Origin of the sequence: Mycobacterium sp. 852002-30065_SCH5024008, from assembly GCF_001665645.1 — a bacterium.
Classification (GTDB): domain Bacteria; phylum Actinomycetota; class Actinomycetes; order Mycobacteriales; family Mycobacteriaceae; genus Mycobacterium; species Mycobacterium paraffinicum.
The window spans coordinates 1-15735 of sequence record NZ_LZSZ01000161.1 but is presented as its reverse complement, the minus strand read 5'-3'; the positions used below and the strand labels follow the sequence as shown (position 1 = coordinate 15735).

At 69.6% G+C, this 15735-nt stretch carries 14 protein-coding genes; 6 read left to right on the top strand and 8 right to left on the bottom strand.

Going from position 1 to position 15735, the window contains the following annotated elements:
* Positions 1-4: 4 nt before the first annotated feature.
* From pheT to A5781_RS19475, 4 genes are all read right to left on the bottom strand, one after another.
* Positions 5-2491: a phenylalanine--tRNA ligase subunit beta gene (pheT, locus tag A5781_RS19490; protein WP_067210162.1), complete on the bottom strand. Its 2487-nt coding sequence runs from the start codon at positions 2489-2491 to the stop codon at positions 5-7.
* The gene (gene pheS / locus A5781_RS19485) at positions 2491-3534 is read right to left on the bottom strand and encodes a phenylalanine--tRNA ligase subunit alpha (RefSeq protein WP_067210157.1); all 1044 of its coding nucleotides are present in this window, start codon (positions 3532-3534) and stop codon (positions 2491-2493) included. The genes pheT and pheS overlap by 1 nt, the downstream gene beginning before the upstream one ends.
* Before the next feature lie 123 nt (positions 3535-3657).
* On the bottom strand, positions 3658-4464 hold the full coding sequence (locus tag A5781_RS19480; RefSeq protein WP_067210151.1) for a rhomboid-like protein: 807 nt from the start codon (positions 4462-4464) through the stop codon (positions 3658-3660).
* A 17-nt stretch (positions 4465-4481) separates the two neighbouring features.
* The gene (locus A5781_RS19475; RefSeq protein ID WP_067210147.1) at positions 4482-5372 is read right to left on the bottom strand and encodes an adenylate/guanylate cyclase domain-containing protein; all 891 of its coding nucleotides are present in this window, start codon (positions 5370-5372) and stop codon (positions 4482-4484) included.
* Between the two features lie 191 nt (positions 5373-5563).
* Here A5781_RS19475 and A5781_RS19470 point away from each other — a divergent pair, with 191 nt between their 5' ends.
* Positions 5564-6607, top strand: a complete 1044-nt coding sequence (locus A5781_RS19470) for an oxygenase MpaB family protein (protein WP_067210143.1) — start codon at positions 5564-5566, stop codon at positions 6605-6607.
* Here the strand turns inward: A5781_RS19470 and A5781_RS19465 are convergent.
* The 4 genes from A5781_RS19465 to infC form a co-directional block, all read right to left on the bottom strand.
* Complete coding sequence (locus tag A5781_RS19465) at positions 6594-7385, bottom strand: RNA methyltransferase (protein ID WP_067210262.1); 792 nt, start codon at positions 7383-7385, stop codon at positions 6594-6596. The genes A5781_RS19470 and A5781_RS19465 overlap by 14 nt on opposite strands.
* A 17-nt stretch (positions 7386-7402) precedes the next feature.
* Positions 7403-7798 carry a 50S ribosomal protein L20 gene (rplT, locus tag A5781_RS19460; RefSeq protein WP_046184507.1) on the bottom strand — a complete coding sequence of 132 codons (396 nt, stop codon included), beginning with the start codon at positions 7796-7798 and terminating at the stop codon, positions 7403-7405.
* A gap of 77 nt (positions 7799-7875) precedes the next feature.
* Positions 7876-8070: a 50S ribosomal protein L35 gene (rpmI, locus tag A5781_RS19455; protein ID WP_066953125.1), complete on the bottom strand. Its 195-nt coding sequence runs from the start codon at positions 8068-8070 to the stop codon at positions 7876-7878.
* 39 nt (positions 8071-8109) lie between these two features.
* Positions 8110-8715, bottom strand: a complete 606-nt coding sequence (gene infC, locus A5781_RS19450; protein WP_082939437.1) for a translation initiation factor IF-3 — start codon at positions 8713-8715, stop codon at positions 8110-8112.
* 439 nt (positions 8716-9154) lie between these two features.
* Between infC and lysX the strand changes: the two genes are divergently transcribed.
* The 5 genes from lysX to A5781_RS19425 all read left to right on the top strand — a co-directional run.
* Positions 9155-12490, top strand: coding sequence for a bifunctional lysylphosphatidylglycerol synthetase/lysine--tRNA ligase LysX (gene lysX / locus A5781_RS19445; protein ID WP_082939435.1), 3336 nt, complete (start codon positions 9155-9157; stop codon positions 12488-12490).
* A gap of 77 nt (positions 12491-12567) precedes the next feature.
* Entirely contained in the window at positions 12568-14049 is a 1482-nt protein-coding gene (locus A5781_RS19440; protein ID WP_197503919.1) for an alpha/beta hydrolase family protein, read from the top strand.
* Between the two features lie 7 nt (positions 14050-14056).
* On the top strand, positions 14057-14485 hold the full coding sequence (locus A5781_RS19435; RefSeq protein ID WP_231990761.1) for a DUF6653 family protein: 429 nt from the start codon (positions 14057-14059) through the stop codon (positions 14483-14485).
* A gap of 13 nt (positions 14486-14498) precedes the next feature.
* Positions 14499-14732, top strand: a complete 234-nt coding sequence (locus A5781_RS19430; RefSeq protein ID WP_067210134.1) for a hypothetical protein — start codon at positions 14499-14501, stop codon at positions 14730-14732.
* A 30-nt stretch (positions 14733-14762) separates the two neighbouring features.
* On the top strand, positions 14763-15735 hold a 973-nt coding region (locus tag A5781_RS19425), incomplete at its 3' end, for a serine/threonine-protein kinase (protein WP_156624855.1).

Sequence of the window (15735 nt, the reverse complement as noted above, 5' to 3'; positions counted from 1 at the left end):
GTCGCTAGCCGCGCAGTTCGGCGCCGACCGCCTCCGCGGCGCGTCGCACCGCGGCATCGCGGGCCGCGCTGGCGTCGTCCTCGGTCAGCGTGCGGTCCGGGGCGCGGAAACGCAGGGCGAAGGTCAGCGATTTGCGGTCCTCCCCGAGCTGCGGGCCGGTGAAGACGTCGAAAAGTTGCAGGTCTTCCAGCAGCTCGCCGGCGCCGTCCCGGACGGCGTCGGCCACCGCCTGGGCGGGCACGTGCGCGGGCACCACCAGGCTCAGGTCCTGGAAGACGGCCGGGAACGGCGACACCCTGGGCGCCGGCAGCGCCTGGACGATGGGGATCGCGTCGAGGTTCAGTTCGACGGCGCAGGTGCCCTTCGGCAGGTTGGACCGCTCGATCACGGCAGGGTGCAGTTGCCCGGCGTGACCGACGACGGTCTCCCCGACGAGCACCTCGGCGCACCGGCCCGGGTGCCATGGCAGGCGCTGGGCCGCCCGCAGGCTCACCTCGACGCCGCTGGCGCGGGCGATGATGCGCGCCGCTTCGAACGCGTCGGCGGCTTCGGCCCGGCGGCCGGGACCCCAGGGGCCGCGCCGTTCGCGCAGGCCCGCCAGCACCACCGCGACGTGCTGCGGCTGGCGGGGCAGCGAGGCGTCCAGCAGGGCGATCTCGTGGTCGGTGGGCCGGCGGTGCACGGGAATGGGCTGCACGCCGCGGGTCTGCTCGGTCGGTTGCACCACCTGCGCCAGGGCATACAGCGCGACGTCCACCAGCCCGCGGGATACGTTGCGCACCAACGCTTCCAGCAGCGCGGGCAGCAACGTGGTGGCCAGGTGCGGGCGGTCGGCCTCCAGCGGGTTGAGCACCCGCGTGGTGGCGCGTCGCGGGTCGTCTTCCGGCAGGCCCCACAGGTCGAACACGCCTGCGGGCAGAAACGGCGTCGGCAGGATTTCGACGTACCCCGATTGCGCGAGCGACTTGCCGATGGCGCGACGACGCTTCTGCCCCGCGGTGAGGCCCCGGCCCGCCGGGGCCGCGGGCAGCACCGACGGGATGGCCTCCAACCCCTCCAGCCGCAGCACCTCCTCGACCAGGTCGGCGGGCTGCAGCAGGTCGGGCCGCCAGCTCGGCGGCGTCACGGTCAACGTGTCGCCGTCGCCGGTCACGTAACACCCGATTTGCGTCAGGCGCCGCGCGGTGGCGCCCGGCGGGTAGGCCACCCCGGCGACGCGGTCGGGCAGGTCGGCGGGGATCCGGACCGGCGGTAGCGACCAGTCGTCGGTCGGCGGGTCGCCCCGCCAGTCGGTCAGCTTCTCCGATACCGCTCCCCCGGCGATCTCGACGAGGAGTGCCGCGCAGCGGTCCAGTGCGGCCACCGAGACGGCCGGGTCCACCCCGCGCTCGTAGCGCCGGGCGGCCTCGCTGGGCAGGTGCAACCGGCGCTGGGTGCGCGAGACGGCTGCCGGGTCCCAGACGGCGGCCTCCAGCAGCACTTCGGTGGAGTCGGCGCGCACCTCGGTGCTCGCCGCGCCCATCACGCCGCCGATCGCCGCGGTCGCCCGGTCGTCGACTATCAGGACGTCGGCCGGATCGAGCCGGCGCTCGACGTCGTCCAGGGTGACGACCGTCTCGCCGGGCCGGGCGAACCGCACGACCAGGCCTCCGGAGATGCGGTCGCAGTCATGCGCGTGCATGGGGTGACCGAGTTCGAGCATCACGTAGTTGGTGACGTCCACCGCCGGCGACGTCGCGCGGATCCCGGCCAGCAGCAGCCGCCGTTGCAGCCACCACGGCGACACCGCCGCGGGGTCGATCCCGGTGACGGGCCGCAGGGCGAACCGGCGCACGCCGGTCTCCGCGTCCACCGTGAGCGGCCACGCCTCCCCTTCGGCCGGCAACGGCTTGATGTCCGCGGGGTCGACGAAGTTCAGGTCGTAGGCGCAGGCGATCTCACGGGCCAGCCCGCGCACCGACATGCCGTAGCCCCGGTCGGGGGTGATCGCCAGGTGAAAGACCACGTCGTCCAATCCCAGCACCGTGGCGCCGTCGGCGCCCGGCTCGGCCGTGCCGGCCGGCAGCACCAGGATCCCGGAATGGTCAGCACCCAAGCCGAGTTCGGCCGCCGAGCAGATCATGCCGTCCGAGTCGCGGCCGTAGGTCTTGCGCGCCGTGATCGCAAACCCGCCCGGCAGCGTGGTGCCGGGCAACGCCACGACCACCAGATCACCGACGACGAAATTCGTTGCCCCGCAGACGATGTCGCGCTCCGCGCCGCCGCCGACATCGACCCGGCAGGCGCGGATCGGCTTTTTGAAGCCGGTGAGCTCCTCGATGCTCGTCACCCGTCCCACGGTCAGCGGCCCGTCGACCGGGCCGAGGGTGACGACCTCCTCGACCTCGTGGCCGATGCGCACCAGCGTCTGCTCGAGATCACCGGGGGCGACATCCCAGCCAGGCGAGCCCGCCGCTACCACTTCCCGCAGCCAGCTGTAGGGGATGCGCATCAGGCACCCACCCCGAACGGCAACGAGAACCGGACATCGCCCTCGACCATGTCGCGCATGTCGGGTATGCCGTTGCGGAACTGCAGGGTGCGTTCCAGGCCCATGCCGAACGCAAATCCGGAGTAGACGTCCGGGTCAATCCCGGCCGCCCGCAACACGTTCGGGTGCACCATGCCGCAGCCGCCCCACTCCACCCAGCCGGCGCCGCCCTTCTTGCCGACGAACCACACGTCGACCTCGGCGGAGGGCTCGGTGAACGGGAAAAAGTGCGGGCGGATCCGGGTGCGCGCCTCCGGGCCGAACTCGGCCCGGGCGAACGCGTCGAGGGTGCCCCGCAGATGCGCCATGGACAGACCCCGGTCCACTGCCAGCCCCTCGACCTGGTGGAAGACCGGCGTGTGGGTGGCGTCGAGCTCGTCGGTGCGGAAGGTGCGGCCGATCGAGATGATGTAGACGGGCAGCTCGTGGGCCAGCAGGGTGCGCACCTGCACCGGCGACGTGTGGGTGCGCAGCAGCTGCCGGGAGTCGTCCGGCGCGATGTAAAAGGTGTCCTGCTCGCTGCGCGCCGGGTGGTCCGCGGGGAAGTTGAGGGCGTCGAAGTTGAACTGCTCGGTCTCGACTTCCGGCCCCTCCGCCAGCTCCCACCCCATCGCGACGAAGGTGTCGGCGATGTGGTCGGCGAGCTGGGTGATCGGGTGCCGGGCGCCGATCGGCTGCCGGCTTGACGGCAGGGTGACGTCGATGCCCTCGGCGGCCAGCACCGCCGCGTCGCGTTCGGCGCGCAGCGCCGCCAGTCGATCCTCGTAGCTGCGCTGCACTTCGGTTCGCGCGGAATTGACCCGCTTGCCCGCGTCGGCCCGCTCGTCCTTGGGGACGCTGCCCAGCGCCTGGCGGGCCAGCGCCAGCGGTGAGCGGTCACCGAGGTGCTCGGTCTTCACACGCGCCAGCGCGTCCAGATCGCCGGCGAGCGCGATCGCCTCCCGGGCGGCGCCGACCGCCGTGGCCAAGGCGTCCGGTGACAGGTCGACGGGCTGAGCACCCACGCGGCGACACTCTCCTTGCTGATGAAGGGCTGGGGAGGAAGCTTGCCCAGCGGCAAGTGCCGATCATAGTGATGCGGTGCGTGCAGCCCGGCGGGCGCTTCGGACTAACGGCGGGCGGACGGCCTAGCCGGTTGTGACGGGCTGCGCACCGGTCAGCGCGTGCTCGTCCAGCACCGCGCTGCGCCCGGAGACGAACTGCACGAGCTTGTGCGCGGCCAGCGCGCCCAGGACGCCGAAGGCGGGCGCCGCGGCCATCGTTCCCCAGTGGTGGGCCAGCAGTAGAAAGCCGAAGCCAGACGAGGCGGCCAGCATCATGATGCGCACCGGCGTCCAGTGGATGGGCTGGCGGAGCCGGGCGGAGACCAGCACGCCCAACACCACGGCGACGGTGTGACCGGCGTCGGTGAAATCGCCGCCGATGATCGCCGAGGAGGTGCCGGCCGCCACCCACCAGCCGACCCAGGCGGCCCGCCAGCGCTGGGGAATCACCGCCGTCATCGCTCCGAGCACCGCCAGGGCGCCGTAGCTCATCCCGACATCGCTGGCCCGGGTGATCGACAGTGGCATCCACTCGAACTCGACCGCGGCGGCCAGGGCGGCGGCCACGAGCAGCGTCGCGCCGATGTGACCGACGAGGAACGCCACCACCAGCCGAATGGTGCGCAGGTGCAGCTCGCCGAGCGCGAGCAGGCAGGTCAGGAACGGTAACCAGAAGTAGAGCGGACCGGCGTCGACGACCAGCGCGCTGCCCAGCAGCGTGCCCACGTGGCCATGGGCGAGGTTGTGCAGGTTGGTGCTGGCCCGCTCGACCAGCACGTCGTGCGCGTGCGGCCCGAGCGCCAGGATGGCACCGCTGACGGCAAGCAGCATCGCCACGTATCCCACCGTGAACTGGACCCGGGCGAGCCGGGCGAAGATGCCCCCAAACATTGCATCCATTATGTCGACTAATTTGTTTCGGAAGTGTGATCGGGCGCTGTCAACTCCCTATGAGTCCGCAAACGATATATCGCTAAGTCGGACGGGACGCCCGTAGTTTTGCCCGCGAACACCGGTTTACGTGCGCGTTTGGCCACGACCCCCATCGCGTCCAGTTCGCTCTGGGTGATCAGGTCGAGTGTCGAACCTGACACCATGACCCCGCCCTTAGTGGCCCGTTCCATCACCCGCGCGGCGATGTTGACGTCGACACCGAGCCAGTCCGCCGCCAACCGCTGGGGCCGCCCGGTGTGGATCCCGACCCGCATCCGCGGCGTGTGGCCCGCCACCTCGACCGACTTCAACGCCTCCTTGGCGGCCAGGACGGCCCGCACCGCGACCGTGGGATCGCCGAAGACGGCCATCAGACCGTCACCCATCCGTTTGACGATTTGGCCACCGGCGTCCAGCAGCGGCGGCTCGATGGCCCGCGCCACCTGGCGCAGGAGGGTGAGCGCCGCCTCGTCACCGGCCTGCAAGGACCACGACGAGAAGCCGACCAGGTCGGTGAACACCAACGTCACCTCGGGATTCGCGGGACGTCGGGCGACCGACTCGGTCAGCGCCTGCCACACCTGCAACAGCCCGAGGCTGACCTCACGCGACACCGCGTCGCGATCCCCCAGCAGCCGGTCGGCGGCTCGCGCCGCGGCGCGCGGTCCACCCTCGCCGGCCGTGGACAGCGGGTCGCCGAACTCGGGATCGCCGGGTAGCAGACGCCGCGCCCGGCGGATGAACGCCACCGCGCCGGGATTGTGATTCCGGTTGTGCAACCACTGCGAGGCGCCGTGCGCCGAGACCGCGGAATGCGGCGGCGAATCGGGCTCGCCCGAGTCCGAGTCGCGATGCGCGAGTTCCACCTGGCCAGGTTATTTGGTTCTGGCGGAGGCGGGCAATGAAGGCCCCACGGTTTGTGTCACAGCTCGCAACGTATCGCCTGATCACAGGGGCGCCACACCGCTATGGATGCTGCATAACACCCGCCGGCGCGCACGGCCGAAATCGTAGACAACGCGCGTTGTCAAAGTTATCGTGAGCCGAGGAGGCCGAGATGACTGCCATTCCAATGAGATCCGACGATCCGCTCGGACCCGATTCCCTGACCTGGAAGTACTTCGGCGATCTACGCACGGGAATGATGGGCGTCTGGATCGGCGCGATCCAGAACATGTATCCGGAGCTGGGCGCGGGCGTCGAGGAGCATTCGATCCTGCTGCGCGAGCCCCTGCAGCGGGTGGCCCGCTCGGTGTACCCGATCATGGGCGTCGTCTACGACGGCGACCGGGCGGCCCAGACGGGGCGGCAGATCAAGAGCTACCACCACACCATCAAGGGCGTCGACGCGTCCGGCCGGCGGTATCACGCGCTGAACCCCGAAACCTTCTACTGGGCCCACGCCACCTTCTTCATGCTGGTGATCAAGGTGGCTGAGTACTTCTGCGGGGGCTTGACGGAGGCCGAGAAGCGGCAGCTGTTCGACGAGCACGTGCGGTGGTACCGGATGTATGGGATGAGCATGCGACCGGTGCCCACCTCGTGGGAGGAGTTCTGCGAGTACTGGGATCGGGTCTGCCGCGAGGAATTGGAAATCAACCAGGCGACGCTGGACATCTTCCAAATCCGGATCCCCAAGCCGAAATTCGTGCTGGTGCCGACGCCGATCTGGGACCAGATGTTCAGGCCGCTGGTCGCCGGCCAGCGCTGGATCGCGGCGGGCTTGTTCGAGCCCGCGGTTCGCGAGAAGGCGGGCATGCGCTGGACGCCGGGCGACGAGGTGCTGCTGCGCCTGTTCGGCAAGTTCGTCGAACTGGCCTTCCTGGCGGTTCCCGACGAGATTCGGCTGCACCCCCGTGCGCTGGCCGCGTACCGCCGGGCCGAGGGGCGACTGCCCAGCAACGCGCCGTTGGTGGAGGCTCCGCCGTTCATGGCGCCGCCGCGCGACCGCCGCGGCCTGCCCATGCATTACTTCCCTCCCCGTCCGCGGTCGCCGCTCGACCCCGCGAAGGCCCTCATGGAGCGCGCCGGCTCGCTGGTGCACGGGACGCTGTCGCTGGCGGGTCTGCGGCCCGCCCGGGGTCGCGTCAGGGCCGCTTGAACATGCCCAGCGCCTGCGCGCTCTGGTAGAGGCAGATGGCCGCGGCGGAGGCCACGTTCAGGCTCTCGGCACCGCCGGCCATCGGGATGCGCATGCGGTGATCGGCCGCCGCCGCGATTTCGGTTGGCAGACCCTGTGATTCGGGCCCGAACAACCACGCGGTCGGCCTGGCGAGCAGTGCCGCGGCGTCGTCGAGGCGCGTCTCGCCGTCCACCGTGGTCGCCAGCACCTGCAGCCCCGCGGCGCGCACGGCGCCCAGCGCGGCGGCCGCGTCGGGCGCGGCGACCACCGGAATCGAGAAGATGCTGCCGGTCGAGGCACGGAGACACTTGCCGTTGTACGGGTCGACGCTGTGCCCGCCGAGGATCACACCCTGCGCGCCCATGGCGTCGGCGATGCGAATGACCGTGCCGGCGTTGCCCGGCTCGCCGATCTCGACGGCGACCGCGATCAGCCGGGGCGAACCGGCCAGCACGTCCGCCAGGCCGGTCGCCGGCATCTCGCAGACGGCGACCAGTCCGGCGGGGGTGACGGTGTCGGACAGCGCCTTTGCGGCCCGCTCGCTGACCAGATGGACCGGACAGCGCTGCGCGCCAAGCAAAGCCGCATACCGCTGCGACGCGGTTTCGGTGACGAAGACGTCGCGGACCAGACCGCGGGCGGCCGCCGCCTCGACCAGGTTGGGGCCTTCGGCCAGGAATCGGCCCGCCCGCCGCCGGCCGACGTGGCGATGCAGTTTGACCGCCGCGGCGACCCGGGCCGAACGTTCGGTCAGCACCTGCACCCGGAAGCCGGTTAGGCGGCCTCTCCGGAATCCGAGGGTGCGTTCACGTCCTCGGGCAGTGCGGCCCGGGCGACGTCAACCAGCGCGGTGAATGCCGCGGGATCGGTGATCGCGATGTCGGCGAGGTTCTTGCGGTCCACTTCCACACCGGCGGCCTTCAAACCCTGGATCAGCCGGTTGTAGGTGATGTCGTTGGCGCGCGCCGCCGCATTGATCCGCGAGATCCACAGTTTCCGGAACTCGCCCTTGCGCGCGCGGCGGTCGCGGTAGGCGTAGTTCAACGAATGCAGCTGCTGCTCTTTGGCTTTGCGGTAGAGCCGCGAGCGCTGGCCGCGATAGCCCTTCGAGGCCTTGAGAATGCTGCGCCTCTTCTTGTGGGCGTTGACCGCCCGCTTCACGCGTGCCATGGGTGTTCCTACTCTCGTTCTAAGTCAATGGGTCGGGTGCCGGCACCGACGGGTCCCGGCGCTCGGCTTGTTGAAGGTCAGCCGTTCAGCAGCTTGTTAATCCGCTTGGTGTCGTTGGCCGCCACGGTCGTGCGGCCTTCCAGCCGGCGAGTCCGGGTGGACGGCTTGTGCTCTAACAGGTGCCGACGGTTCGCCTTTTCGCGCAGGATCTTGCCGGTTCCGGTGCGCCGGAACCGCTTCGAAGCCCCGCTGTGGGTCTTGGCCTTGGGCATGTTTCCTCTACTTCTCAAATTCTCGCTATTTGGTCTAGGTCAGTTGGGTGAAGGGGTGTCGGCGCCCGCGTCGGCGTCCGATGCCGCGCCGTCCCCTGGTCCTTCGGGGTGCCGCGCCCTGGCACGAGTCTTCGCGCCTCGGTGCGGGGCCAGCACCATCGTCATGTTGCGGCCGTCCTGCTTGGCGGACGTCTCGACGAAGCCGTATTCGGCGACGTCCGCGCCCAGCCGCTGCAACAGGCGGTAGCCCAGCTCGGGCCGCGACTGCTCACGTCCGCGGAACATGATGGTGACCTTCACCTTCGAACCCGCCTCCAGGAAGCGGATCACGTGACCCTTCTTGGTCTCGTAATCGTGATCGTCGATCTTCGGTCGCAGTTTTTGCTCTTTGACGACGGTCTGCTGCTGGTTCCGGCGGGATTCGCGCGCCTTTTGCGCCGCCTCGTATTTGAACTTGCCGTAGTCCATGATCTTGCAGACCGGGGGTCTGGCGTTCGGGGCGACTTCGACAAGGTCGAGATCGGCGTCCGCAGCGACGCGAAGTGCGTCTTCGATGCGCACTATGCCTACCTGCTCTCCCCCGGGGCCGATCAATCTGACTTCAGGTACGCGGATGCGCTCGTTGACGCGGGTCTCAGTGCTGATGGGGCCTCCCTTGTTGGGCTTATAGGTATCCTGCGCTCGCGGCCAGGGCCTCGGTCGGGAGTCAGCGGCGGAAACACCACACCACCAGCAGAAAAGCCCTGCAATAGCAGGGCCCAATGCCGACCGATCACGGCTTGCAACTGGTCAAGCCGCCCGCGTTGCTCGCGGAACAGACATGCGCGATGCCTGTGACCGGACCGCCAAGCCTTGAAGGAAACTTCGTGGCACGCGGTGGGAGTGGGACTCCACTTACTGTTCCTGGCCTTCGCCGGGATGGTCGCGGACGCTAGTTTAGCAGCCACGGGGCGGCTTTTTGCACTTCGCCCCCGCCCCCCGTCCGGCGCGCACGAGCACGCTTTGGCGACCGGACCAATTATTGCTAGCCCCACTTAGCGCTTCGCCAAGCTTTTCACGGATTGAGGGCATATCCTCGCGGTCTGTGACACTCGCTTCATCTCGTTCGGGGTCCCGTTCGGGGGCTCGCGGTCGGTCGCAATCCCGGTATCGCTGGGTACCGGCGGCGGCCGGGTGGATCGTGGGCGTCATCGCCACCGTGTCCCTGCTGGCCAGCGTGTCCCCGGCGATCCGGTGGCTGATCAAGGTCCCCCGCGAGTTCATCAACAACTACCTGTTCAACTTCCCCGACACCAGCATCGCGTGGTCGTTCGTGCTCGCATTGCTGGCCGCGGCCCTGACCGCCCGGAAACGGATCGCCTGGCTGGTGTTGCTCGGCCAGATGATCCTTGCCGCCGGCCTGAACGTCGCCGACATGGCCGCGGGCGACAACACCGCGGCCGAGACCTTCGGGGAGAACCTCGGGTTCGCGGTGCACATCGTCGCGATCGTGCTGCTGGTGCTGGCATACCGGGAGTTCTGGGCCAAGGTCCGCAAAGGCGCCATGGTCAAGGCGGCCGCGGTGCTGGTCGCGGGGGACGTGGTCGGAATCCTCGTCTCGTGGGGTCTGGTGGAGTTGTGGCCCGGAACGCTGGCGCGCCCGGACCGCCTGCCCTACGTGGCCAACCGGGTCGTCGGATTCGCCCTGGCCGATCCGGACCTGTTCACCGGCAAGCCGCACGTGTTCCTCAACGCGATCTTCGGCCTGTTCGGAGCGCTGGCGCTGATCCTGGCGACCATCGTGCTCTTCCAATCCCAGCGCGCCGAGAATGCGCTCACGGGCGAGGACGAGTCGGCCATCCGCGGGCTCCTCGAGCTGTACGGCAAGCACGACTCGCTCGGATACTTCGCGACCCGCCGCGACAAGTCGGTGGTGTTCGCGCAGAGCGGCCGCGCCGCCATCACCTACCGCGTCGAGGTCGGCGTATGCCTGGCCAGTGGCGACCCGATCGGCGACCCGCGGTCGTGGCCGCAGGCCATCGACGCCTGGCTGGGCCTGTGCCAGGCGTACGGCTGGGCGCCGGGCGTCATGGGCGCCAGCACGCAGGGGGCGCGCGTCTACCGGGAGGCCGGGCTGAACGCGCTCGAGTTGGGCGACGAGGCGATCCTGCGGACCGCCGATTTCCGGCTGTCCGGTCCCGACATGCGCGGGGTGCGCCAAGCCGTCACTCGGGCCCGCCGGGCCGGGCTGACCCTGCGCATCCGCCGGCACCGCGACATCTCGACCGAGGAGATGGCCCAGACCATCACCCGCGCCGACGCCTGGCGCGACACCCAGACCGAGCGCGGCTTTTCCATGGCGCTCGGCCGGCTGGGCGATCCGGCGGACGGGGATTGCCTGCTGGTCGAAGCGCTGGACCGCGACGGCGCCGTCGTCGCGATGCTGTCGCTGGTCCCGTGGGGAACCACCGGGGTCTCCCTGGACTTGATGCGCCGCTCACCGCAATCCCCCAACGGCACCATCGAGCTCATGGTCAGCGAGCTCGCGCTGACCGCCGAAACCCTTGGCATCAGCCGCATTTCGTTGAACTTCGCGATGTTCCGCTCGGCGTTCGAACAGGGCGCGCAACTCGGCGCAGGCCCGGTCGCCCGGCTGTGGCGGGGGCTGCTCCTGTTCTTCTCGCGGTGGTGGCAGCTGGAGACGCTGTACCGGTCGAACATGAAGTACCAACCGGAATGGGTTCCGCGCTACGCCTGCTACGAGGACGCGCGCCTGATCCCCCGGGTCGGCGTCGCCTCGGTGATCGCCGAGGGCTTCCTGGTGCTGCCGTTCACCCGGCGCGACAAGGTGCACACCGGCCATCACCCCGCCGTGCCGCCCAGGCTGGCGGAGTCGGGCCTGCTGCACCACGACGGCTCGGCGCCCGACGTCAGCGAGTTACAACAACGACGCGACGACGCGGAACTCGAAGAGTCGAGGGCCCGCCTGCCCGAGCAGGTACGGGTGCGCCTGGCCAAACTGAAGATATTGCGGCGCAACGGCATTGATGCCTACCCGGTGGGATCCCCGCCCAGCCACACCGTCTCCCGGGCGCTGGACGCCGACGATCAGGAAACCGTCTCCGTGGCGGGCCGGATATTGCGGATACGCGACTACGGCGGGGTGCTGTTCGCCCAGCTGCGGGACTGGTCGGGCGAATTGCAGGTGCTGCTGGACAATTCACGCCTGGAGCACGGCCGCACCGCGGACTTCACCGCGGCCATCGACCTCGGCGACCTGGTCGAGATGGCCGGGCACATGGGCTTTTCCAAGAACGGAACCCGCTCGTTGATCGTGCGCGACTGGCGGATGATCGGCAAGTGCCTGCGGCCGCTGCCGAACAAGTGGAAGGGGCTGACCGACCCCGAGGCGCGGGTGCGGACCCGCTACGTCGACCTGGCGGTCAATCCCGAGTCGCGCGAGCTGGTCACGGCCCGCAGCAGCGTCCTGCGCTCCGTCCGGGAAACGTTGTTCGCCAAGGGGTTCATCGAGGTCGAGACGCCGATCCTGCAGCAGATCCACGGCGGAGCCACCGCCCGGCCGTTCGTCACCCACATCAACACCTACGACATGGACCTGTTCCTGCGGATCGCGCCGGAGCTGTACCTGAAGCGGTTGTGCGTCGGCGGCGTGGAGCGGGTGTTCGAGCTGGGCCGGGCCTTCCGCAACGAGGGGGTCGACTTCAGCCACAACCCGGAGTTCACGCTGCTGGAGGCCTACCAGGCGCATGCCGATTACACGGTGTGGATCGACGGCAGCCGGGAGCTCATTCAAAACGCCGCGCAGGCCGCCCACGGCGAGCAGACCGTGCTGCGGCCCGGCGCCGACGGCCGCCTGGAACCGGTCGACATCTCCGGAGACTGGCCGGTGAAGACCGTGCACGACGCGGTGTCCGAGGCGCTCGGGGAACACATCGATCCCGACACCCCGTTGTCCGTTTTGCGCAAATTCTCCGACGCCGCCCACATTCCGTATCGGGCGCAGTGGGACGCCGGCGCGGTGGTGCTCGAGCTCTACGAGCACCTGGTCGAGGACCGGACCGAGCGGCCGACCTTCTACATCGACTTCCCGACGTCCGTCTCGCCGTTGACCCGGCCGCACCGCAGCCGGCGCGGCGTCGCCGAGCGGTGGGACCTGGTGGCCTGGGGGGTCGAGCTGGGGACCGCGTACAGCGAGCTCACCGACCCGGTGGAGCAGCGCCGCCGCCTGCAGGAGCAATCGCTGCTGGCGGCCGGCGGCGACCCGGAGGCGATGGAACTTGACGAGGACTTCCTGCAGGCCATGGAGTACGCGATGCCGCCCACCGGCGGGCTCGGCATGGGCATCGATCGGCTCGTCATGCTCATAACCGGCCGCAGCATCCGCGAAACGCTGCCATTTCCGCTGGCCAAGCCCCACTAGGCGGCTTGGGACACGCAGGCGGTCCCATGGGCGAACATTCGGTGAATATGTTCCAGGCCGGTTAACAATGGATCACAATGAATGCCGTGACCGCGTCGACGATAAATGCCACGACGCAGTTGCTGGCAAGTAGCCACACCTCGCTGATGCACGGCTGGGTGCCCACCACGATCCAGGTGGTGACCGCGGTCGTGCTGACCCTGGCCGTCGGCTGGCGGTCGCGTCGCTGGCGGACCGTGTGGTTGCCGGCGGCTGCGCTGGCCGGCGCTGCCGTGGCCTACCTGACGCACTGGTACATCGTCGACCGCGGCCTGTCCGACGAACCCGCGCCCGCGGCACTGTGGCTCTGGATCACGTTGACCGGCATGGCGGTGGCGGTGCTGGTCCTGGGGTGGCGCGGCGCTCGCCGCTGGCGGCGTGGGGCAGGCCTGCTGGCCGTGCCGTTGTGCGCGCTGTGTGCCGCGCTGGTGCTCAACCTGTGGGTCGGCTACTTCCCCACCGTGCAGGCCGCGTGGAACCAGATCACCTCCGGTCCCCTGCCCGACCAGACCGACCCGGCCACCGTCACCGCGATGGCCGCCAAACGGGCGCGGCCACCGCACGGCAGCGTGGTTCCGGTGGTGATCCCTTCTGACGCCTCGCATTTCAAGCACCGCGGTGAGCTGGTTTACCTGCCGCCCGAATGGTTCACCAGCAGCCCGCCGCCGGCGCTGCCGACGGTCATGATGATCGGCGGCCAGTTCAACACCCCGGCCGACTGGACCCGCGCGGGCAACGCGGTCAAGACGATCGACGACTTCGCGGCCGCCCACGACGGCAAGGCCCCGGTGCTGGTCTTCGTCGACTCCGGCGGGGCCTTCAACAACGACACCGAATGCGTCAACGGCGTCCGCGGTAACGCCGCCGACCATTTGACCAAAGACGTTGTGCCGTACATGGTTTCCAAGTTCGGCGTCAGCCGCGACCGGTCGCACTGGGGCGTCGCGGGCTGGTCGATGGGCGGCACCTGCGCGGTCGACCTGACCGTCATGCACCCCGACATGTTCAGCGCGTTCGTCGACGTCGCGGGCGACTTCTTCCCCAACGCCGGAAACAAGACCCAAACCATCGCGCGGCTCTTCGGCGGAAACCCCGACGCGTGGGCGGCATTCGACCCGACCACGGTGATCAGCCGGCACGGCCCCTATAGCGACGTCGCCGGCTGGTTCGCCATCTCCTCAGACGGCCCGCCCGCCACGCGCCACGACCCGATGATGACCGACAGCGGCGCGATCCGTCTCGCCAGCCGGGAAGCCGCCGCCGACCCCGGCAACCAGACGGCGGCCGCTTACTCGCTGTGCGCACTCGGGCGCGCCAACGGAATCGACTGCGCGGTGCAGGCGCAGCCGGGCAAGCACGATTGGCCGTTCGCCGACCGGGTCTTCGCCGCCGCGCTGCCGTGGCTGGCCGGCCGGCTGGGCACGCCGGGAATCCCGCGGACCGCGTTGCCCGGCGCTGCCCCACCCGCGCCCGCCACCCCGGTCATCGTCCCGGCCGACCATTCGCCCGCCAGGCGGTAGCCCGCCGGTGTTATCCGTTGCGCGGGTCCGGCGCGCGATCTTTGCGCGGCACTGCAATCCGTGGAGCGCCTGGACCCGCTGGGCGAGCACCCCGCTGATCCTGGTGCCACCGTGGACGCGGCGCTGGAGCCATGCGGCGTGGATCGGGCTCTGGCTGGCCGTCAACCCGTTCGTTTTCGGCAAGCCGGCGCACGAGCGGGCGTGGTCGACGCGGGCGATGCTGGGCGAGGAGTTGTGGATCAGCCGTCGCCCCCGGGACGCGGCCATGGTGGTCAGCGCCCTGACATCGGTGGCCGCGCTGGCTGCCGTCGTCGCCGCGCGCCGCCGTCGCCTGCTGCCCGCGGCGGCTGCTATCGCGGTGCAGATGGCGTTGACGCTGGTGTACTGGGAGCAGATGGTGCGTTATCTGGAGCGCGAGCGGCGGGCGGCCCTTTAGTAGCGTGACCTCCATGCCCGACGAACCAACCCCACCCGATCCCGGGTACGACAGCGCCGGTGTGCCGACCTTCGAATCCGTCCGCGAGAAGATCGAAAACCGCTACGCGACATCCGTGGGCGACGCGGAATTGGACGCCGAATCGCCCGAGGGCCGCTCTGTGGCCGAGCAATACGACGAGCGCGAGCGCGCCGCGGCCGAACGGTTGGCCCAGATCCGCGAGTCGATGCGCACGGATGAGGACTAGGGCAGCTGGCTTAGCGTCGGGGGGACGTCGATGAGTGAAACGCAGCCCGGTTCGCGGATCGGGAGCAGGTTCGGGCCGTACCAACTGCGCCACCTGCTGGGCCGCGGCGGGATGGGCGAGGTCTACGAGGCCTACGACACCGTCAAGGACCGCGTGGTCGCGCTCAAGCTGGTCTCCGAGGAAGTCAGCTCCGACGACGTCTTTCGCCGGCGCATGCAACGCGAGGCCCGGACCGCTGGCCGGCTGCAGGAACCCCATATCGTGCCGATCCACGACTACGGCGAACTCGACGGTCAAGTGTTCATCGACATGCGCCTGATCGAAGGGCGTCACGTGGGCACGGAGCTGAGCCGCACCGGGCCGCTGCCACCGCCGCGCGCCGTCGCGATCGTCGAACAGGTCGCCTCCGCGCTCGACGCCGCGCACCGCGCCGGGGTCATTCATCGCGACATAAAACCCGAGAACATTCTGCTCACCGAGGGCGACTTCGCCTACCTGGTCGACTTCGGCATCGCCGCGGCCGCCACCGACCAGCGGGCGACCAGGATGACGAAAACCGGCGCCGCCATCGGCAGCTGGAACTACATGGCACCCGAGCGATTCGGCAACGACGACCCGACCTACCGCGTCGACATCTACGCTCTCGCCTGTCTGCTATTCGAATGCCTCACGGGGACAACACCTTTCCAAGCCACCAGCCTCAGCAGTCTGATGGCCGCACACCTGGTGGAGCCGATCCCGCGCCCCAGCCAACGCAATCCCGCCGTCCCGACGGCATTCGACGAGGTCATCGCCCGCGGTATGGCAAAAGACCCCAACGACCGTTACGTCACCGCAGGCGATCTCGCGAAAGCGGCCCTGCGCGCGCTGAGCACTCCAGACCAGCGCCGCGCGACCGACCTGATCCAGCAGAGCCAACACTTCGCCCCACCGCCGCGCACGGAACAGTTCCGGACCCGGCCCGCGCCGCCCCCTGGAACCTGGACTGTCTCTTATACACATC